The organism is Heyndrickxia sp. FSL W8-0496, assembly GCF_038007825.1.
GTDB lineage: Bacteria > Bacillota > Bacilli > Bacillales > Bacillaceae_C > Heyndrickxia > Heyndrickxia oleronia.
In genome coordinates this window covers 494,343-515,177 of the sequence record NZ_JBBOXX010000001.1, presented here as the reverse complement: position 1 = coordinate 515,177, position 20,835 = coordinate 494,343, and the positions used below count along the sequence as shown (strand labels likewise).

Sequence of the window (20,835 nt, the reverse complement as noted above, 5' to 3'; positions counted from 1 at the left end):
CGTTAATCACCTCTCCTACTCATTATTAAGTAAGGTACGATAAAAATAGCGACCGATAATAACATCATAATCGCAATTGCTGCCCCATTGGCATAATAGTTGCCACGGAAAGTCGTTTCAAACATATACACTCCTGGAACATCCGTAACATAATTCGCACCTGGTCCAGTCATAGCAAATATCAAATCAAATATTTTCAATGAAATATGAGCCATGATGATCACCACGCTTATTGTAATCGGACGTAAAAGTGGAATAATCACTTTTCTATAAACTTGAAATTCGGTTGCTCCATCCATCCGTGCCGCCTCTTTCAATTCATCAGGTATTCCACGAAGTCCAGCTAAATACATCGCTACCGAAAATCCTGTCATCTGCCAAACGGCTGCAATCACTACTGCAAGAATTGCTACAGGAACTCCCACTTCGATGTGACCTAATTTAAACCCTGCCAAAATATTTGTATCTGTATACCATAGAGGTTCAATTCCAAATTTCTTTAAAAAAAGATTAACACCAGTCGATGGATTTAAAATCCATTGCCATACCACACCTGTTACAACAAAAGATAATGCCATTGGAAAAAAGAAAATATTTCGAAATATCGATTCACCACGTATTTTTTGATCAAGAAAGATGGACAAGACGAGTCCCATCAATAACACTAAGCCAATAAATAGAACGGTAAACACCACCGTATTACGGACATCTGCCTGAAAACGATAATCGTTAAATAAATACAAATAATTTTTCAAACCTGCAAATGAAAAATCTGGGACGAGCGTATTCCAATTACTTAACGAAACATATCCAGTCCATCCAATGAATCCATATACAAAAATAGCAATTAATATAATAGAAGGTAATAAAAAGCTAATCGCTAAGACATGATCCTGTGTTAGCTTCTTTCTGCGTTTTTGTTCCGGATGAACAATAGCCGATTGATTCTTTATTAAATTTGGTGTCTCCATTCGTGCCCTCCTCTCGGTACTCACTAGTAAATTGTCTTTGACTGGTTTTCTCCTTTTTTAGTTTGGTTCCTCAACTTTTGTATGGTTCTGACTCTTTTTTGTGTGGTTCTTCCTTTTTATTGAATGGTTTCTTTCTTTTTTTGACTGGTCTTCTCTTTTTTTTGTTTGGTTCCTCGATTTTTGTATGGTTCTGGCTCTTTTTTGTGTGGTTCTTCCTTTTTATTGAATGGTTTCCTTCTTTTTTTAACTGGTCTTCTTTCTTTTTTGTTTGGTTCCTCGACTTTTGTATGGTTCTGGCTCTTTTTTGTGTGGTTCTTCCTTTTTATTGATTGGTTTCCTTCTTTTTTTTAACTGGTCTTCTTTCTTTTTTGTTTAGTTCCTCAACTTTTGTATGGTTCTGGCTCTTTTTTGTGTGGTTCTTCCTTTTTATTGACTAGTTTCTTTCTTTTTTTGACTGGTCTTCTTTATTTTTTGTTTGGTTCCTCGATTTTTGTATTGTTCTGTCTCTTTTTTGTGCGGTTCTTCCTTTTTATTGATTGGTTTCCTTCTTTTTTGACTGGTCTTTCTCCTTTTTTGTTTGGTTCCTCGACTTTTGTACGGTTCTAGACCTTTTTTGAGTGGTTCTTCCTTTTTATTGAATGGTTTCCTTCTTTTTTTAACTGGTCTTCTTTCTTTTTTGTTTGGTTCCTCGATACTTGTATGGCTCTGGCTCTTTTTTGTGTGGTTCTTCCTTTTTATGACTAGTTTCCTTCTTTTTTTAACTGGTCTTCTCTTTTTTTTTGTTTGGTTCCTCGACTTTTGTATGGTTCTGACTCTTTTTTGTGTGGTTCTTCCTTTTTATTGACTAGTTTCCTTCTTTTTTTGACTGGTCTTCTCTTTTTTTTGTTTAGTTCCTTTCCAAATTCTAATGACTTATATTCAAACTTCAAAAAGAGGAAGAGAAAGCTCTCGTCCTCTTTTATAAAAACTTATTTATTTCAACTCAGCCTGAGCAGTTTTGAGTGAATTTAATAGGCTATCTACATCTAATTGTGTTACAAAAATATTAACTGCCTGATTTGCCTTTGTTAAGAATCCTTCAGCTGCTGCGGAACCATGAGCTAGGCTTGGAGCCAGTTCAGCAGTTTTGAAGTCTTCGATCGTTGACTTTCCGTAATCATCATATTTTGATGTGTCGGCATCTACTCGTGCTGGAATGGAACCTTTTAAAGGATTAAAAGCATCTTGCCCTTCGACAGATCCAAGAACACCTAAGAATGTTTTAACATCTTCAGCATTTCCCACTCCTTTTGGCAGACCAAATGTATCTGTTATTACTGTGAATATTCCTGATGAGTCAGGAGTTGTTGTATAGCCAAAGTCTTCATTCAATGTAAGTTTTAAATCATTTACGAAATACCCTTTTGCCCAATCTCCCATTATATTCATCGCTGCATCTCCATCGGCTACTAATTGAGAAGCGTCTTGCCAGTTTCTAGAGCTGTGATCTTTATTGATATATCCCATCATTTTCTTAAAAATTTCTGCTGATTCCTTCACTTTCGGGTCATCAAAGGCAAGCTCCCCTGTCCAAAGCTTGTTATATCCATCGACACCAAGCTTTGCTACCAATACATTTTCAAAAATTTGTGTGGCTGTCCACGGTTCTTTATCACCTAATGCTAATGGAGTAATCCCCTTTTCTTGTAATTTATCTGCTACAGCAAAAAATTCATCAAATGTTTTTGGTACTTCCAATCCATTGTCTTCAAATACTTTTTTGTTGTACCATAATACATTTCCACGATGAATATTTACGGGAACAGAATAGATATTGCCATCTTTGCTTACCATATCAATTAATGATTGTGGGAATTTATCACTCCAACCTTCTTTTTCATATACATCATTGATTGGTTCCATTTTTCCCGCAGCAACCCAGCCTTCATTCAATTCCGCTCCTCCATGAACCTGGAAGGTAGATGGTGGATCATCCCCTTGCATTCTACTCGCCAGTACAGCTTTTGCATTGGTTCCTGCACCACCAGCTACAGCTGCATTTTCAACTGAAATATCTGCATGCTTTTCCTTAAATAATGCTAATAATGCCTTTAATCCATCCTCTTCACCTGCACCTGTCCACCAACTGAAGATCTCAAGTTTTTCCTTTTTCCCCTTAGATTTCTCACCATCGCTGCTGGAGTTTTTTGAACTACAAGCACTTAATGCAAATACGAGAATAATAGCCAGCATGACAAAAATACTTTTACGTTTCATACTTCTTCCCCCTTTGTTCACTGTATTTAACAACTCCTACACTCATAATTTATCAAACTAATTCTTCCTGAATGCATGTAAGCGCCTTCATTATCTTGCGAATATCTGTATTATTTTGTTGTGCACTTATCTCCTTTTAATAGCAGAAAAATAGTAAGCCTTTGCATAAGAATAAATGGTATAAAATAATACAATTTTGTTGTATATTGGCGAACAATAGGTTATTATAACCAAGTCGCTAGTTAAAATGAACTAAGAATATGTGAGATAAAGGCAAACTATTTGAAAAAATAGGACGCAAAACCTAGGGTCTAAGGTTGGATAGATAATTATCCATTCATACTATGATCGCCTGGCTACCTAATCATTGGCTATTTCACAATCCGGGATAGTCTCTTTGTTATATACATAAACCAAAAGCAAGGTGATTTTCCCTTGTCTAGCTTACATATTAAATCAACAAATCTAACAAGAAAGGAGTACTAGACAATGAGAAGTATATTTTCATTTAAAAGTATAAAAGCGAAGATGTTATTTGGTTTTTCCTTAGTGATCTTACTTGTCATCGGATTAGGTATTTATAATTTTTCCGTGACTGTATCAAGCAATAAAACGGCACAGAATATTGCTAATTCTGAACTCCCTCTTTTATCTGCTAATAAAGGATTGGTCGCAACGATTGCGAATAGAATAGCTACTGCTCGGGGGTATGTATTATTTGGAGGAGACTATAAAGACCGCTTTAATGCCTATACAGAAGAGGGACAAAAATATGAAGCAATCGTTCGAGGTGTACATGCATCAGATGAATTCAATCGCTTGATGGGCCAAACGAAGGAATGGCGTGAATTTATTCAGGATAAAGTATTTGATGAATATGACAAAGGGAATGTGGAAAAAGCAAAGGATAATCTACAAGAATCGATAACCATTGGCCGTGATTTATTAAACGGTTATCAAAAACTTGCTGATGAAAGTGAAAAGGAGATTAATCAAAAAGAACAAGATGTAATTGAAAGTGGGCAAACGTCCTTACTTGTGGGAACCATTGTAACAATTCTAGTAATTATTATTAGTTTTGCCGTAGCATTCATTACATCAAACAAGATATCAAAACCAATTAAACATGTCATGCAGCGCATGAAATTAATTGCAAATGGTGATTTGAGCCAAGAGCCATTACAAACTACTTTAAAAGATGAGGTTGGACATCTTATTATTGCAACCAATGAAATGAATCGGCAAACTCGTGATTTATTAAACCGAATTAATACAGTATCCGGCTCTGTAACAAGTCAGAGTGAAGAGCTAAGCCAATCAGCAAATGAGGTAAAATCAGGATCGGAGCAAATTGCCATTACCATGCAAGAACTGGCTTCTGGTACTGAGGTACAAGCGAATAATACAAATGAACTTTCCTCCATTATGGGATCATTTACACTTAAAGTTGAGGAAGCAAATGAAAAAGGAAAGCTTATTCAACAATCATCCAATCAAGTACTTTCAATGGCTTCAGAAGGTAAAAAATTAATGGAATCCTCCAATGAACAGATGGCTAAAATAGATCAAATTGTTCAAGGTGCCGTCCAAAAGGTTCAAAGCTTAGATTCACAATCACGAGAAATCTCAACATTAGTTTCTGTCATTAATGATATTGCAGAGCAAACGAATCTCCTCGCATTAAATGCAGCGATTGAAGCAGCAAGAGCAGGTGAGCATGGAAAAGGTTTTGCTGTAGTCGCTGACGAGGTACGAAAACTTGCAGAGCAGGTTTCCCATTCTGTAACGGATATCACAAGCATTGTAATCAATATTCAAAAGGAATCAGGTATGGTGGCAGAATCATTACTGAATGGATACTCTGAGGTTGAAAAAGGGACCTCCCAGATTCAAACAACTGGTAAGACATTTACTGAAATTAATGAAGCTGTGATAAAAATGGTAAACAGTATAACAACCATTTCAGATAGCTTATCTGAAATGGAAGATAATAGCCTAAAAATGAATCGCTCCATTGAGGAAATTGCATCCATATCTCAGGAATCAGCTGCTGGAGTTGAGCAAACCTCTGCCTCCTCACAGCAAATAAGCAGTTCAATGGAAGAAATCGCAGGAAATTCAGAAGATCTCTCCAAATTAGCTGAGGAATTAAATGCTTTAGTGAATCAATTTAAACTATAATTCTGAAGCAATAGTTGTCTAGTAAGTATTTTGATTACTTATTAGACAACTTTTTTTATTTGGCTCTTTTCTCAAATTGTTGCTATTTAAGTAAAGTTTTAACGAATAACTTTCGGCTAAAAGACCATTACCCCTTTCATTTCACTGAGAAAAGTGCTGCAAACTCCATAAGAATCGCTGAATCCTTTATAGGGTGTAAAAGCCGACAATTGGGCTTTTACAAAAAGATACGAATACAGCCTTTATTTTTTAGCTCTAAATGAAAAAAACGATTCTTACAAGAAGAATCGTTCATCACTTAAGCGATAGATTTTGTATTTCTACATTTCATTCCACACTTACAAAGAATACTATGCTTTAAATATTTGATCTTTGTATGGCAGATGGGGCAGACCGTTTTTTTCATCATCATTCACAGCTCCCTATTAGCCCCTTCGTTTCCAGCTCTGGAATAGGAGCTTACTATTTGGATAATTCCTGACATTCCTTACATATGCCATACACCTCAAAATGGTGCAATTGAATAGAAAAGTGAGAGAGCCTTGAGGCAACTTGCTCTACTTCTTTTAACTTCGGATAATTAAAATCTTCTATTTTTCCACATGATTCACAAATAATATGATAATGATCCGTTGTGGAGAGTTCATATTTACTTATCCCATTACCATAAGGCAATTCCTTCAAAATACGTAGTTGAACGAATAATTTGACATTGTTATAGATCGTTGCCAAACTAATATAGGGTAATTCTCGATGTATATCTTCCACAGTCGGATGTATGTTGAGCTTTTGAATGGTACTCAAAATTAACATTCTTTGCGGTGTAATCCGTAATCCTCGTTCTTTTAGAAAAGGAATAAGCTCCATCATCTGTTCTTCTTCCATAACCTTGTCCCCTTATAAAAAAACTCTTTCATAAGATTCTCCAATAACTATGTACTTTTTTCCCCACTCTATGGTTAATTCTTCTGCCCACCATTTAATTTAATGTAAAAAAAGGTTTTTAAAATAGGGACTATCTCGCATTGAGACAGCCCCCTATAGTTGAGAATATGAGAATCAAAATGAGAATGATTGATTACTATTTGCATTTTTGCCAATCGAACAAGTGAACTTATACCCCTCTTTTTACACTTCTTGTGGTATAGGTAATCCTAAGCCTTCTGCAATACGAGTTCCATACTCTGGATCTGCTTTATAGAAATGTCCAATTTGACGTAATTTGATTTCCTCTAGTTTAACGGGTTTCATTGCCTCTACAATATTATTCACTAAACGTGTACGTTCTTCTTCGCTCAATAGTCGATATAAATCACCTGCTTGAGTATAGTGGTCGAAGTGATCATATGCAACTGCATCTGCTACCCCGCTTACTGAATATGGCTGTTGTTTATCCTCTGGTGATTCTTTCGGTCCATCAAAGCTGTTTGGTTCGTAGTAAACAGAACCCCCGCCATTATAGAAGCTCATTTGACCGTCACGTTGATAATTATTTACTTCATTTTTTGGACGGTTAATTGGTAATTGATTATGGTTTGCACCTACACGGTACCGATGTGCATCAGCATAAGCGAATAGGCGCCCTTGTAACATTTTATCAGGGGATGCTTCAACACCAGGTACCATTGATCCAGGTGAGAAAGTCGCTTGCTCTACTTCTGCAAAATAATTTTCTGGATTACGGTTGAGAACCATACGACCTACTTCAATCAATGGATAATCCTTTTGGGACCATACTTTCGTTACATCAAATGGATCGAATCGATACGAATTCGCATCCTCAAAAGGCATAATTTGTACATATAGTTTCCATTCAGGGAAATCCCCTTTATCAATTGCATTAAATAAATCTTCTGTATGATAATCTGGATTTTCACCAGCTAATTTTGCTGCCAATTCAGGATCCAGGTTCTTCACACCTTGTTCTGTTCTAAAATGATATTTTACCCATACAGCTTCACCATCATCATTTACCCACTTGAAGGTATGACTTCCATAACCGTGCATATGGCGGAGTGTTGCTGGAATACCACGATCAGACATAAGAATAGTTACTTGATGTAACGATTCTGGTGAGTGTGACCAGAAATCCCAAACAGCTGTAGGGTTTTTCAAGTGTGTTTGTGGATCTCTCTTTTGTGTATGAATGAAATCAGGAAATTTAATTGCATCACGAATAAAGAAAACTGGAGTATTATTACCGACAATATCATAGTTTCCGTCTTCTGTATAAAATTTAACCGCAAAACCACGTGGATCTCGAACGGTATCTGCAGATCCAAGTTCACCTGCTACTGTTGAGAATCGAATAAATAGTGGAGTTCGTTTTCCTACTCCATTAAACACTTTTGCCTTTGTATAGTTTGAAACATCATTCGTTACTTCAAAATAACCATGCGCCCCTGCACCTTTCGCATGAACGACACGCTCAGGTACACGTTCTCTATTAAAATGAGCTAATTTTTCTAGTAAATGTACATCTTGAATTAGTGTTGGACCACGAGATCCTGCTGTCATTGAGTTTTGATTATCCCCGACCGGTGCTCCCCAACTAGTTGTTAGTTTCTTATTTGTACTCAATCAAATCACCTCATTAATAATTTTTCGACAGACGAGTCATCGACTCTATTCTGCTTTTCTATAAAACTATGATAACACTTCTCAAAATAAAATCAATACTTTTTTATAATAATTATAATTTAAAAAGAAATATTAGGTGACTTACATTTCATAAAAGGACAATACTTCCCTTTATAAAGGTATTCGTGATTGAGTAAATTATGTCCAATTTTATTCAAGTTGTTTGATTTCGATATATCGTCGGTGATAGACCGGTTTTCTTCTTAAATACACGACTGAAATAATTCGGATCATTATAGCCAACACTGTAGCAAATTTCCTTTAGGCTTTTATTTGTATGGATTAATTCCCTTTTTGCATGTTCCAATCTTACATCAGTTAAATAATCAATAAAGGTAACCCCAAATTTCTCCTTGAACATTTTTGTAAAATGGAAAGGACTTAACTCTACAAAATCAGCTACTTCTTCCAATGAAATATTTTTCTCATAATTGTTTTCTATGTATTCTTTCGCTGTTTGTAAGTATCCTTTCTGATGGTTTGCTCTCCACGCTTGAACAAGTTCTACCGCCTTCATTACGAACTGCCGTAATGAAATAATCCATTGTTCTTCCTGTATTGGCTTTTGTTTAATCTCAAAATGTATCCCATATTCCTTTAGCATTCTTGTAATCACAATAGATAATTCTTCATAAATATGGCTGTTTTTATCTTTATTTACTTCCATATAAATTTCAAATGCCTGAAGTGCACGGTGATGATCACCTAATTTTATCGATTCAAGTAGATGTTTTTCTTTTTCAATAGAGGCTTGTTCAGTTAGATAATTGGTCTTTTCATATAGATGGGCAGTTCCCCATTTTTTTGATTCCAGTGCTAAAATCGCTTCATGATAAGAGTTCATAAGTCCATCGATGGTCTCAAAAGGCTGTCCTAAGCCCACCATCCATTGAGTATGATGGAATCTTTCCTTTAATGTTCGTACAACAGATCGAGCTAATGTTATCGCATTTGATCGCTTTATTTCATGACTTGATCTCATTAGAACAAGTACAGGAATTTGATTATCTGCCATAGGTCCTACTATACAATTCTCATCAAGCTTCGTTTTTAATAAGGATTTAACCCCGCTATATATTGTCCGCTTCTCATCATTGGATTGTATATGATCTTGGCATTGCATAGAAAATATCATCATATATCCAGATCGCACTTCAATCCCTAGTAACTTGCTCCATTCATCAACATTCATTTCCTCAATATGATTCATTAATAAAGTTGATAGCCATTCTGATTCAATGACCGATAAAGCACGGGATAAATTTCTTTTCATCTGCAATGATTCCATATATCGTTTCCGCTCTTCGAGTATTTCTTCGCGAACTCTTTTTAAAGCCGCTATCACATCTTCTTGCTTACTAGGTTTTAAGATATATTCTTTTACCCCTTGTTGCATAACTTCCTTAGCGTATTCAAAGGTATTAAAGGCGGAAACCATAATGAATTTGATCTGTTTATCCATCTTTTTTATTTCTCTCACTGCCTCTACTCCATCAATACCAGGCATTTTAATATCCATCATTATCAAATCCGGCTTTAACTCACGTGCCAATTCAATGGCCATTCGACCGTTTGGAGCCTCAGCAATAATTTCTATTTCCGGGATTCCGTTATGTATCATTTTAGCTAAGCCTAAACGTTCCAATCTTTCATCATCGACGATGATCACACGCAAGATGGTTTCACCCCTTTTTGAGCTTCAAACGAAAAACAGTCCCCTTTCCCAGCTTTGATTCAATGTCCATTACATCCTTTTGCTGGTAAAAGAGTTGAAGACGCTTCATGACATTTTTCACACCAATTCCTGTTGAATGTCCGCTTGCTCTCTTACCAGTTAACCGTTGTTCATTTGTTTCACCCTTTAATAATTGGCTTATGATTGACTGCTCCATTCCATTTCCGTCATCTGCCACTTCAATCACGATTTGATCCTTAGTTTGGTAAATGGTAAGTGTGATCCTTCCCCCTTCCTCCTTTGACTCCACACCATGGATAAAGGCATTCTCTACAATAGGCTGTAACGTTAAACGTGGAATGTTTGCATACATACATCTTTCATCTATTACGGTTTTAAATGATATACGATCCCCAAAGCGGGTTTGCTGAATATAAAAATATTCTTTTACACAATTCACCTCATCCTTTAATGTTGATGGTTTATCAATATTCTCAAGATTATACCGAAGCAAGGTAGATACCGCTTCAATTAATCTTGTTGTCTCATGCGCATCCTCCAAATAAGCCATTTTTGAAATATTGTTTAACGTATTAAATAAAAAATGGGGATTGATTTGATTTTGTAAACTCTTAAGCTCCATTTCTTTTAAAAGTGTATCTAGTTCAGATTTATCTTTAATTTCATTCACAAGACCTACAATATTTCGCCGCATTTGGTTAAACGTTTCTGTCAATAATTTCAATTCATCCTTACTTGTTACTTCAATATCCCTTCCAGTTAATCGTCCTGCAGAAATCTCCCTTGCTGCTTGCGATAGACGCGCAATCGGCCTTGTAATCCCACGAGAAATATATAAAGCGAGTATCCCACAAATAATTAATAACGAGCCTAGTAGAAAAATAGTCGATAACCGATAATAATGATTTCGTTTCTTAAGCTGCTTAAAAAAGGATTGATAATTCGTTAATTCCTGATCAATTAAGGACATCGTTGTCTCTTGGATAAAATTAGCTACATTTGTAGCTTCATTAAAATAAGCTGCATACTGATTTATATCGCCCGTTTCAAAAGCATGTATGGCAATATAACTATCCTCCAAGAAACTTTCGAGCATGTTCTCATAGTTGCCAAGAGTGACAAAGTTTGATTGAGTTTCTATTTCTTGCTGCAATTTCTTTTTGTTTTTTCGAAGCTCATTACTAGTTGTGATAAATTCTTGTTGAAACATTGGGTCCTTTTTTACAATATAGGCATTCATTTTTTCTACCACGGTGTTCGTTTGCTGGGCGATTTCATTTAATAAAAGAAAACGCCCAAAGCTTCGATTATATTCTTTCATAATTTTTTCGCTACTGTCATATACGAAAAAAGCTACACCATTAACTAAAACAACTAGAATAATAAAATAAATGAGGAGCTTCGTTCGAATCCGGATCATTGCGGTAATTCCCCTTTTTGCTCTATTAGGTCTTCCCTATGAATCACCCGAGTATCCGTGTTATTAATTTCTGGTATAGGTTTTCCTTCCTGAATTTGAATCATCATCTCAACTGCCTTGTATCCCATTTCATAAGGCTTTTGTACAATCGTCGCATCAATCACACCTTTGCGAATATAGTCCAGTGTTTCATTAATCGTATCAAATGCAATGATATAGGTAGATTGTACGCGGTTTAAACGCACGACTGTTTGAGCAATTCCAATACCGTCTAGAGCACTTGTCCCATAAAAAGCATTCGTCTCCGGATGTTCAGTTAGGATTTTATTTGCCTTTTCGGCTGCACGAATTCTAGTAATATTGGACTCTTCAACAGTGATTACATGTATTCTGTCTTCATTAGCAATTGCATCCTTAAATCCTTTTACTCGTAGCTTTTGATGCTCAGCCTTGAAGCTACCAGTAATAATCGCAACATTAATCTTTCCCTTCGTGTCAGCTATTAAAGAAGTTCCTGCCAGAAATCCTGAATAATAATTATCTGTTCCAATATATGCCCTTCGCTGACTTGAGGGGGCGTCCGTGTCCACTGTAATTACTGGAACCCCTTTATTCACTAAATGGTTGATAACTGGGGTAAATTGCTTATCATTATATCCCTGAGTTAACACACCATCCACCTTCGAGGCTGCTGCTATTTGCAGCTTTCTTAAGTGTTCATTTATATTGGATTGCTTTGGACCTACATACTCAAGTAAAATATGATTGGCCTTCGCCGCTGCCATCGCCCCTTTTTCGACTAGCCGCCAATAATCATTGTCCAGCTCTTCTGGTATTAACATAAAATGATATTGGTAATCGGGCATTATCTCACTTGGGTTTTGCTTACCAAGTGTATGCATCTTATTAGCATATAAACAAGCTAATGTAAACGTTATCAAAAACAATAGGATGCCTACGATATAAAATAGTTTTGCTACGCGAGTCATATTATGGGATGGGCCTCCATACAAATAGTTTTTCTTTTCAGAATAATTAATCTTATCATAGCATGTTTATTCTTTGTTGAAAATATTTACCCCTTCTCTCAAAATGATGTATCTACTATAATAAAAACTTATTGATAATAATAAATATTATAAAATTTACTAATATACCATTATTAGTTAATCTAAAGGCAAGAAATCTCTGAATAAGGAGGAGTCATCATGTCTTTAGATTTTCTTCAACCTGATGATCAATTTACTTATGCAAAAAGAAAAACCGATGAATCTTGGATTCAATTCATGAAAGAAATGATTAATTTTGAAGGAAAAAAGGTACTAGATATCGGCTGTGGTGGTGGAATCTATACAAAAGCTATCGCTGAAATGGGAGCAGCACAGGTAATCGGCGTCGATTTTTCAGAAAAGATGCTTACCGCAGCAAAGGAATATTGTCAGGGTTATGATACTGTTCAATTTATTCACGGAAATGCTATAGAAACAGGTTTGGACAGTGATCAATATGACATTGTGCTTGAAAGGGCGCTCATCCACCATATTAGAGAATTAGAACCGTGCTTATATGAAGTATTCCGTTTATTAAAACCTGGTGGCACATGTATTATTCAAGATCGCACACCTGAGGACTGCCTACTTGAAGGTAGCCCAACACATATTCGAGGATACTTTTTTTCAATGTATCCTCATCTGATTGAGAAAGAAGTAGCTAGAAGGCATACTAGTGGAGAAGTAATACGAAAACTACAACATTTAGGTTTTCAAAATATATCAGAAAATAAACTATGGGAGATAAGGAGAGTTTATGAATACCAAGAGGATTTATGGGATGATTTACGAAATCGAACTGGACGATCTATTCTCCATGAATTAAATGATCAGCAGCTAAATTCTCTTATTAAAGATTTACAATTAACTTTAAAAGATTGCTTCCCCCTTATTGAAAAGGATCGTTGGACAGTATGGGCTGCAAATAAGAATTCATAAAAAGGTTTATTAAATAACATAGTGACTGACCATATCATTCTATAGAGGTAGTCACCTATATAAAATGATATGGCTCAGACCCTAACCATACTTTTTACATTTCCGAAAATTCTTCAACTAAATCACTGAACTGTTTTAACGCATTTTGAATTGGTTCTGGAGATGTTAAATCGACACCTGTCTTCTTTAAAAGCTCAAGTGGATAATCTGAGCTCCCACTTTTTAAAAACTCAATATAGGATGCTAATGTTTTCTCGTCGCCTTTAAGAATTCGATCAGCTAAATGGATGGCAGAAGCAAAGCCCGTAGCATATTTATAGACATAAAATGGTCTGTAGAAATGTGGGATTCTTGCCCATCCATATTTGACTTCTTCATCAAATATGATTGCATCGCCATTGTATTCCCTAAACAATTCTTCATATATTTCACTAAACACTTGTGCATTAAGTGGTTGTCCTTGTTCAGCTTTTTCATGGGTTATCAGTTCAAAATCAGCAAACATCACTTGTGTAAATAATGTTCCTTTAAATTTATCAATAAAATGATTGAGTAAATACCAACGCATCGTTTCATCTGTTTCCTGGTTCAATAGGTAATGAATCAGTAATACTTCATTCACTGTTGATGCAACCTCTGCCACAAAAATACTATATTTTGCTGTATTTTGCGGTTGAGTTTTATGAGAGAAATGGCTATGCATTGCATGACCCATTTCATGTGCTAGAGTGAACAGGCTACTTAAATCATCATGATGATTTAAAAGTACATATGGATGAACTCCGTAAACCCCTAAATTATAGGCACCAGATCGTTTACCAGGCGTTTCCCTCACATCAATATATCTAGCATTTTTAAATGAATCTAAAATTTTTATATATTCCTCACCTAAAGGCTTCAGTGCATTTAACATGGTACTGTAAGCCGTTTCATAACCTATTTTTTGTTCTACTCCTTGAACAATAGGCACAGATAGATCATACTGGTGAAGCTCCTTAAGACCTAGCTTCTCTTTTCTTATTTCCGAATACCGATGTAACGGAGCGATATTTTCCTTCGTTGTAGAGATTAAATTTTCATAGACCTCTTTAGGAACATTATCACTAAATAAAGCTTTCTCTAAGGCAGAAGGATACTTTCTAATTTTAGCCGTCGTTACATTATTTTTTATAGCAGCGGCAAGTGTTGAAGCTATGGAGTTTTTTAATTGCACATAAGGCTGATAATACGCTTTGTATGCTTCCTTCCGCTTCGTGCGATCTTGATCTTCAATTAATTTTGAATACATTCCACGAGTAAGTTCAACTTTTTCACCATTATCATTTGTTACAGTTCCAAATTTAATATCAGCATTATTGATCATGCTATATGTATGACTTGGTGAAGAAAGCGCCTCACCTAATTGAGAAAGTAACTCTTCCTTTTCTTTCGTCAAAACATGTGCTTTATAGCGATAAGCTTCAAGCAAATTCTTCTCGAAATATTTCAGTCCTTGTTCTTCTTTCAGATAAGCTTTTAACGTTGATTCATCTAGACTCAATAGAAATGGCATAAAAAATGCAGTAGAAGAACTGATCTTCACTCCAAGTTGTTTTGCCCTATCCTGTATTGACTGTGCTGAAGATTCCCTCGTATCTATATCCACCTGAAGCATAGCATATGCCGATACTTTGCCAAACATAAAGGATAATTTTTCACTTTCAGTTAAGTAAGAAAGTAAGGTTCCCCCGTCATGAATCTTTCCATCATAGGATCGCAACACGTCGGCGATTTTCTCAATCGCCTTGACATCCGCTTCCCAATCCTTTTGAGAATTATAAATATCCTCAAGCTTCCATTTTTCAATTTCAGGTACATCGTTCCTTGAAGAATAAGTAATCATATAGAACTCTCCTTTGATTAGTTAAGAATCACTATGAAAATAAATTTTTGACATAATACATACTATAAACGAAAGCGCTTGAAATGCGAGAATTTTGCAACAACAAAAAATCTCTCCTATTCGACAATATTCTCGTTTCTCTGGATATTGTTACTTAATAAATTCACGCCCGCATTTGAAAAACGTCCATAGCGTTGAATGAAAAAAGCAAATCATAAAAGATTTGCTTCTTTAGAACATTATTCTTTTATATAGGTCCAACCTTCTTCTTGTCTTACCTTTCCAGCTTTCATGAGTCTACCTAATGCACGTTTGAAAGCTGCCTTACTCATGTCAAATCGTGCAGAAATATCTTCTGGTTCACTTTTATCCCAATAAGGCATTTTTCCACCGCGCCCCTGCAGATAGGAATAAATTTTCTCTGCATCTTCATCTAATGTTTCATGAACACGGCCTAACAAGGAAACATTAATCGTTCCATCTTCCTTTACATCAATAATCCGACCTTCGACCTTTTGACCAAGACGCGGCTCCTGCTTACGCTCTGACTCATGGATAAATCCAATGAAGTTCTCTTCCGTTAATAAGAAGGTCCCAATTTTCAGCAAACGATAGGCCCACCCAGTTATGTTTCGATTAAAATCCTTTCGTGTTGCCTTCTCTGCTACCTCACGTATAATATTTTCTGTTGCTAATTTCCCAAATAAGCGTCCATTTTTATCAACTTTCAACGAACAATATAGTCGATCTCCGATAGTTGGCCACAGACTATGAAGGGCTGGTAGATCATCTTTTGAGACAAGAATGTCTTTACTAATTCCAATTGAAACAAAAACACCTAATGACTCTTTCACTTCAACTACCTCAACCCAGTCATATGTTCCGATTTGAACAGTTGGTATCGTTAATGTCGCTGCAAGTCTCCCTTGATGATCCTGAAATAAAAAGACTTTTTGGGATTTCTCAGGATCAAATTCCTCAGGAACTTCACTATTATGAAGAAGAACATCTTCCTCACCATTTGTTAAAAAATAGCCAAATGGGGCTTCCCGTTCTACATCTAATGTTACTACAGTTCCAGCTTCTAAACTTGTCATATAAATAAATCCTACTTTCCAATAATTTGTTAATGTTTTTTATTAGCGATCAATTATTCCGGCTTTTTAGCCTTATTGGGCTATAGCACTCTTTTCTAATTATCATACTGAAACGGTTAAGAGAAAACAATGAAAACATGATTTCCAAACAGTAAATTAAGCCTTGTCATTATATCATTGTTTTTCCCCATTAAAGAATAAACAATCACTTCAGGAAGAAGAATATAATTGAAATTAATTACGAAGGTGAGCTGATTCCCATAGATCGCGAAAAAAACATTCATGTCAATGCTGACCCTCATCTTAATTCCGAATATGAGGGAATTGAAAATGATTCATTCGGGGGACCCACAATGGGCCTTCTTATCGATACAAAAAAAGCAAATAATCCATTTCATGTTACCTCATTAAGAAAGGATCCTGAAATGGAAAGATTTTCAAAATGGTTTGATGGAAAAATCCCAGGAAAAGAAGGAGATGAAAAACAATGACCCAATCTAAAAGACAACAAGAACGTCAATGGACAGTAAGAAAGCAATCCCAGAATCCTCATGGGAAAATAAAATCTTTGGAAGAAATCGCAGATGAAATGACTCCAAATAAAAAGAAATAGGAAATGGATGGACTGGATTAAGGGCCTATTCCTTTTGATGTGTTTCCATCGACTGGGGTGAGACACATTTTCAGGCAAAATCTCTTGTTATGTGGTTCCATCGACTGGGGTGACACACATTTTTGAGCAAAATCTCTTGTTATGTGGTTCCATTGACTTGATTGAGACACATTCTTGGGCAATATCTCTTGTTATGTGGTTCCATCGACCGGATTAAGACACATTTTCAGGTAAAATCCCTTTTGATGTGTTTCAATCAACTGGCCTATTGTCAAAACCAATCATCATTTGTTTTAATCTACTTGAATAAAACAAGCTAATAAAGCCAAAATTTATTTAAACAAACGTTTGATTAATTTTCAAAAGTATAAAGGGGAGGCATCATACCTCCCCTTTTCTACTTATAACGTATCAATTAAATCTAATAGATCACTTGCAAATTTGGAATCAATTTTCTTTCCTTTTTGTGCTTGAATTTCATTGGAAAGAGCATTTATTTTTCCTTGTCTAGCGTTTTCGTTTTTTGCCTTTTGAATTCCTTCTACTTTAGCCATTAGGCTATTGTAAATCCCTTTATTTGTAATATACCCTTTATCATATCCATATGTGATCCATTCATCTAAATGATCAAGATCCATTACGACAGTAAGGGTAAATTCTTTAATACTCTCATTCCCCAGTTTATCTATTGCTCGAACTACAATCGTATGATTCCCTACCTTCAGTGAGAATGGCTCAATTTTTATTGGATTAGAAATTTCTTTTCCATCTAGAGTGATTAGAACAGACTCCACTCCACTGCCCTCATCGGTTACCGTAACAGACTGTTCATAGGCTTCAGTTTGATAAAAACGTAATTGATCCAAATCATGAATAACTGGACCATCTGAGTCAGCTTTTACAAAATGGTCAAAGCTAAGTGGCTTAAGTTGATACATATCTTTAAAAATAGATGAAATTCCAATGATATCTATGACATCTCCATTTTTATATGCTTTTGAAAATTCATCATAGGTTACACCCGTTCTCTCATCCACTCGCACTTTCGTTGTTTTTCCATCTTTCATTGCATCAAATTCAAATGCACGTCCTGCTACAACTAAATGATCGATTTTTACCTGTTTCAGTGTAACAAGCTCGCCTTGATTTTCATTCGTTAGTTCATTCACCGTTTTAGCTTGTGGTAAAGATTTTGTTCCTGTTTTTTCAATCGAGATTAAATTAGCAAGTTCCAATTCACTATTATACAGTTCAGTTGTACCTGTAATTTTTAATACATCTCCGGGCACATATCCGGCTTCATTTTGAAATACATAAATACCTGCTGAATCATCTTGAAGATAAAATCCTTGTCCTCCGAAGACACCTGGTTTTGAAGTAACGACTCCTTCAATTGTTACCGTCTTACCGACAGTCTCATTTCTTACTTCCTTGATAGAAATTTTCTCTGGTAGACTTGGTTTGTCCTCTGGAAGTGGCTCACTATCTACATTTCCAATCGTTACTGATTTAGTGACCAAATTTTTGCTACCACTTTTTAAACGTAAGCTTGCAGCACCTTCTTTATTAGGATTGATGCTTACCGTTAAATCCTTGCTTGCATGACCTGTTTTATCAGCTGTCACTGAGAACTCAGAGCTATAGTTATACGATGTTGGCCATGAACCATCCTCGTTCTGGAATTTAGCAATTTGCTCTCCTCCAGTTAAATATATTCCTGCCTTTAAACCAGTAACTGTTTGTCCCGGTGCTAAATGATCAACTGTTACACGAATTTGGAACTCTTGTTTATTAGGTAATATATCTTGATGAACAAATGAATATTCCGCATTTACTTCAGCAGGCTTAGATGACCCGTATGAACCAGCCGCAAATGTAGATGGATCATACCATTTATATCCCGCAGCAGGAGCAGACCATGGTTCTGGCTGTGGTTCTGTCGATTTACTTGGAATCTCCATATCTAGCATTGGTGACACTTCATCTAAAGTAATTCCTGTTTCTTCAAAACTTGTATATTCCTCTTGCTCAGCTAACCAATCAATTAGATTTGTTAATAAAACAGCATCATCTTGTTCTTTAAAGCCATCATATGTTGTTTTCTTCGCGCCATTTTCTTCACGTGTATATTTCGGTGATGAATCCTCTACTGGAGAAGAATCACCAATAAATGCAGCCTTTCCTTTTCCTAATTTGGAAATCGCCACATAAGCCCCTTCATCCACACCGCCACCAAAGTAAACACCTTGGTCAACCGCATTATTCCATTTATCTCTTGAAGATAATGCTGGAAGATAGACAAGGCCTTTAGCATGAGATGGATCAGTAATCGCTACTGTTGATCCTGCATGAACGGCAACGGAGTCAACCCCACTTGTTATTCCAAATGTTTCATTAGGTGAAACAATCGTTGTTGCGTTCACATCACCTACTGCATTGTATCTAAATCGAACACCAAAATGATCTGATAACCAATCAGAGCTTTCTACTCCTTGCATAGCAGCAGAGTTAGCTTCTTCCGCTGTCATTCCTTTTGCAGGGTTATCAAAAGCGCCTCTTCTGTATCCATTAAATACTTCTGAAGCATCCCAACGATTTTTATTACGATCCGCATTATAATGATCAGCAATAAAGAAAATACTTCCACCAGATTCAACATATTGAATCATGGCAGCCTGCTCAGATGCTTTATAAGGAATATTAGCTTCCCCAATGACTAACACATCGTAATCCTTTAAATCATCATACGTAATCGGTGTTGTCTTTCGAAGTTCTTTGACATAATAACCATTTTTAGCAATTGCATTGCCAAAGTCAGAAAAGCCACCATCAATAACCCAATCTGCAGCACCAGCTGTTTGGCCATGAGTGTTATCAAATAATACCTTCTTACCATTCGCATTTGTAGGTTTAATCTCTGGTGCAGGATCATTCGGTCCTTCCGCTTGAACAGCATGCATCCCAGTAAGTGATGGCAGTGTTCCTAAAACAAGAATCGCCATGACCACTTTTAAAAACAGACTCTTAACCTTCTTCATGTGTGACCTCCCATAGGAATTTTGTAATATGACACACTTTTTTACAAGATTCATAGAAATGTGACATACCTATCAATAACTTTATCAGCATTTTTTTTTACGATATATAGGACAAAAGACAGGAAGAAGGAAGAGGTCTGGTTAAGGTATAGTTCTAAGCGAATAGGTATTTTTAACCAAAATCAGAATATAAAAAAAAGACTGCCAAAAATGCAAAAGATCATCCCCCTATAAAAAAAACAGTATTAAAAATATACTGCATGTGATGAGTTATGATCCTTTTTGACAGTCTTTCTACTATCAATTATTGAGAGTACAAATAGTTTGTTGCTTTGCTTTTCAATTTTTACGAAAGCAACAAAATAGGATTGCTTTATTCAATTACAGGTAAAACTCTTGTTTCCTTACTCATATCCGATTCACAAAGTGGACATTTCGGATTTTCGTCAAAGGTAAAAGCTTCTCTCATCCACCCCTGGCAGCTTTCACTTGTACATGACCAAACATTCGTTTCAACTTCGGGAACAGGCTCTTTCTGGCCTTTAAAATATGCCATATTCGTTCTTCTCCCTTCTATGTACTATCTTTAGTATAACCTATTTAAAGAAATTAAGATATATTATTGAAATCTTTTTAAGGAATGTTAATATTAGGAATAAAAAGGGGGCTGCCCCAAATAGACACCCCCATTTATACATTTATTTTATAACCATGCTGCTCCAACAATAATAAGAAGGATAAACAATACAACGATTAACGCAAATCCTGCTCCAAATCCTCCCCGTGCATAACCATATCCTCCATATCCACCATAGCCGCCACAACCGCAACCATATCCAAACATTCTTGTAGCCATCTCCTTTTTATTAAATAATTTTTAATACAGATAAGCTGCTCCAACAATGATTAACAAAATAAATAGGACAACGAGCAATGCAAACCCTGTTCCATATCCAGCTCCACCCATTTATTAACACCTCCTCTTTGCTTTACATTAATAGACTATGGCAATTCGCCTTCAATCGATTGGGGGTTTGACTATTTTTCTAAAAA

General features: G+C 35.9%; 16 protein-coding genes, 1 pseudogene and 1 riboswitch. Of the genes and pseudogenes, 4 read left to right on the top strand and 13 right to left on the bottom strand.

Translation table 11 applies throughout. From position 1 onward, the window contains the following. Window positions 1-2: 2 nt before the first annotated feature. Entirely contained in the window at window positions 3-971 is a 969-nt protein-coding gene (locus NST63_RS02790) for a carbohydrate ABC transporter permease (protein WP_341041210.1), read from the bottom strand. A 972-nt stretch (window positions 972-1,943) separates the two neighbouring features. Beyond that, complete coding sequence (locus NST63_RS02785) at window positions 1,944-3,227, bottom strand: ABC transporter substrate-binding protein (protein WP_078111266.1); 1,284 nt, start codon at window positions 3,225-3,227, stop codon at window positions 1,944-1,946. Between the two features lie 262 nt (window positions 3,228-3,489). Further along, a riboswitch (cyclic di-GMP riboswitch) is annotated at window positions 3,490-3,591 on the top strand. Window positions 3,592-3,716: 125 nt separating this feature from the next. Here NST63_RS02785 and NST63_RS02780 point away from each other — a divergent pair. After that, a complete protein-coding gene (locus tag NST63_RS02780; RefSeq protein WP_341041209.1) occupies window positions 3,717-5,408 on the top strand; it encodes a methyl-accepting chemotaxis protein in 1,692 nt (563 codons plus the stop codon). Window positions 5,409-5,870: 462 nt separating this feature from the next. On the opposite strand, the gene NST63_RS02775 is transcribed toward NST63_RS02780, so the two are convergent. From NST63_RS02775 to NST63_RS02755, 5 genes are all read right to left on the bottom strand, one after another. Continuing rightward, window positions 5,871-6,293, bottom strand: a complete 423-nt coding sequence (locus NST63_RS02775; protein WP_058004083.1) for a Fur family transcriptional regulator — start codon at window positions 6,291-6,293, stop codon at window positions 5,871-5,873. A 243-nt stretch (window positions 6,294-6,536) separates the two neighbouring features. Further along, on the bottom strand, window positions 6,537-7,988 hold the full coding sequence (katA, locus tag NST63_RS02770; protein ID WP_078109450.1) for a catalase KatA: 1,452 nt from the start codon (window positions 7,986-7,988) through the stop codon (window positions 6,537-6,539). 214 nt (window positions 7,989-8,202) lie between these two features. Then, a complete protein-coding gene (locus NST63_RS02765) occupies window positions 8,203-9,717 on the bottom strand; it encodes a response regulator (protein ID WP_235813319.1) in 1,515 nt (504 codons plus the stop codon). Between the two features lie 13 nt (window positions 9,718-9,730). Further along, window positions 9,731-11,164, bottom strand: coding sequence for a sensor histidine kinase (locus NST63_RS02760; RefSeq protein WP_058004080.1), 1,434 nt, complete (start codon window positions 11,162-11,164; stop codon window positions 9,731-9,733). Further along, window positions 11,161-12,153: a sugar-binding protein gene (locus NST63_RS02755; RefSeq protein WP_341041208.1), complete on the bottom strand. Its 993-nt coding sequence runs from the start codon at window positions 12,151-12,153 to the stop codon at window positions 11,161-11,163. The genes NST63_RS02760 and NST63_RS02755 overlap by 4 nt, the downstream gene beginning before the upstream one ends. Window positions 12,154-12,372: 219 nt before the next feature. Here NST63_RS02755 and NST63_RS02750 point away from each other — a divergent pair, with 219 nt between their 5' ends. Further along, window positions 12,373-13,152, top strand: coding sequence for a class I SAM-dependent methyltransferase (locus tag NST63_RS02750; RefSeq protein WP_078109448.1), 780 nt, complete (start codon window positions 12,373-12,375; stop codon window positions 13,150-13,152). Window positions 13,153-13,246: 94 nt separating this feature from the next. On the opposite strand, the gene pepF is transcribed toward NST63_RS02750, so the two are convergent. Both pepF and NST63_RS02740 read right to left on the bottom strand, forming a co-directional pair. Further along, window positions 13,247-15,034: an oligoendopeptidase F gene (gene pepF / locus NST63_RS02745; protein WP_341041207.1), complete on the bottom strand. Its 1,788-nt coding sequence runs from the start codon at window positions 15,032-15,034 to the stop codon at window positions 13,247-13,249. Between the two features lie 239 nt (window positions 15,035-15,273). After that, complete coding sequence (locus NST63_RS02740) at window positions 15,274-16,131, bottom strand: CvfB family protein (protein ID WP_341041206.1); 858 nt, start codon at window positions 16,129-16,131, stop codon at window positions 15,274-15,276. A 353-nt stretch (window positions 16,132-16,484) separates the two neighbouring features. On the opposite strand from NST63_RS02740, the gene NST63_RS02735 reads away from it, so the two are divergent. Together NST63_RS02735 and NST63_RS02730 are read left to right on the top strand one after the other, a co-directional pair. Then, window positions 16,485-16,622, top strand: a complete 138-nt coding sequence (locus tag NST63_RS02735) for a hypothetical protein (protein ID WP_158022182.1) — start codon at window positions 16,485-16,487, stop codon at window positions 16,620-16,622. Continuing rightward, the gene (locus NST63_RS02730; protein ID WP_235813315.1) at window positions 16,619-16,744 is read left to right on the top strand and encodes a DUF6254 family protein; all 126 of its coding nucleotides are present in this window, start codon (window positions 16,619-16,621) and stop codon (window positions 16,742-16,744) included. Before NST63_RS02735 ends, NST63_RS02730 begins: the two co-directional genes overlap by 4 nt. A gap of 401 nt (window positions 16,745-17,145) precedes the next feature. Here the strand turns inward: NST63_RS02730 and NST63_RS02725 are convergent, their stop codons facing one another. From NST63_RS02725 to NST63_RS02710, 4 genes and pseudogenes are all read right to left on the bottom strand, one after another. Next, window positions 17,146-19,746 (bottom strand): endonuclease, encoded by a 2,601-nt coding sequence (locus tag NST63_RS02725; RefSeq protein ID WP_341044138.1) that lies wholly within the window; start codon window positions 19,744-19,746, stop codon window positions 17,146-17,148. 409 nt (window positions 19,747-20,155) lie between these two features. Next, a complete protein-coding gene (locus NST63_RS02720) occupies window positions 20,156-20,338 on the bottom strand; it encodes a cold-shock protein (RefSeq protein ID WP_058004073.1) in 183 nt (60 codons plus the stop codon). Window positions 20,339-20,485: 147 nt separating this feature from the next. After that, window positions 20,486-20,563, bottom strand: a pseudogene (locus NST63_RS27750) (YjcZ family sporulation protein); the annotation flags it as partial. Window positions 20,564-20,659: 96 nt separating this feature from the next. Further along, complete coding sequence (locus NST63_RS02710) at window positions 20,660-20,749, bottom strand: YjcZ family sporulation protein (RefSeq protein WP_071977175.1); 90 nt, start codon at window positions 20,747-20,749, stop codon at window positions 20,660-20,662. Between the last annotated feature and the right edge of the window lie 86 nt (window positions 20,750-20,835).

Coding starts and splice junctions, on each gene's coding strand:
- NST63_RS02790 (WP_341041210.1), bottom strand. CDS start 971: ATGGAGACACCAAATTTAATAAAGAATCAATCGGCTATTGTTCATCCG.
- NST63_RS02785 (WP_078111266.1), bottom strand. CDS start 3,227: ATGAAACGTAAAAGTATTTTTGTCATGCTGGCTATTATTCTCGTATTT.
- NST63_RS02780 (WP_341041209.1), top strand. CDS start 3,717: ATGAGAAGTATATTTTCATTTAAAAGTATAAAAGCGAAGATGTTATTT.
- NST63_RS02775 (WP_058004083.1), bottom strand. CDS start 6,293: ATGGAAGAAGAACAGATGATGGAGCTTATTCCTTTTCTAAAAGAACGA.
- NST63_RS02760 (WP_058004080.1), bottom strand. CDS start 11,164: ATGATCCGGATTCGAACGAAGCTCCTCATTTATTTTATTATTCTAGTT.
- NST63_RS02755 (WP_341041208.1), bottom strand. CDS start 12,153: ATGACTCGCGTAGCAAAACTATTTTATATCGTAGGCATCCTATTGTTT.
- NST63_RS02750 (WP_078109448.1), top strand. CDS start 12,373: ATGTCTTTAGATTTTCTTCAACCTGATGATCAATTTACTTATGCAAAA.
- pepF (WP_341041207.1), bottom strand. CDS start 15,034: ATGATTACTTATTCTTCAAGGAACGATGTACCTGAAATTGAAAAATGG.
- NST63_RS02740 (WP_341041206.1), bottom strand. CDS start 16,131: ATGACAAGTTTAGAAGCTGGAACTGTAGTAACATTAGATGTAGAACGG.
- NST63_RS02735 (WP_158022182.1), top strand. CDS start 16,485: ATGGGCCTTCTTATCGATACAAAAAAAGCAAATAATCCATTTCATGTT.
- NST63_RS02730 (WP_235813315.1), top strand. CDS start 16,619: ATGACCCAATCTAAAAGACAACAAGAACGTCAATGGACAGTAAGAAAG.
- NST63_RS02725 (WP_341044138.1), bottom strand. CDS start 19,746: ATGGCGATTCTTGTTTTAGGAACACTGCCATCACTTACTGGGATGCAT.
- NST63_RS02720 (WP_058004073.1), bottom strand. CDS start 20,338: ATGGCATATTTTAAAGGCCAGAAAGAGCCTGTTCCCGAAGTTGAAACG.
- NST63_RS02710 (WP_071977175.1), bottom strand. CDS start 20,749: ATGGGTGGAGCTGGATATGGAACAGGGTTTGCATTGCTCGTTGTCCTA.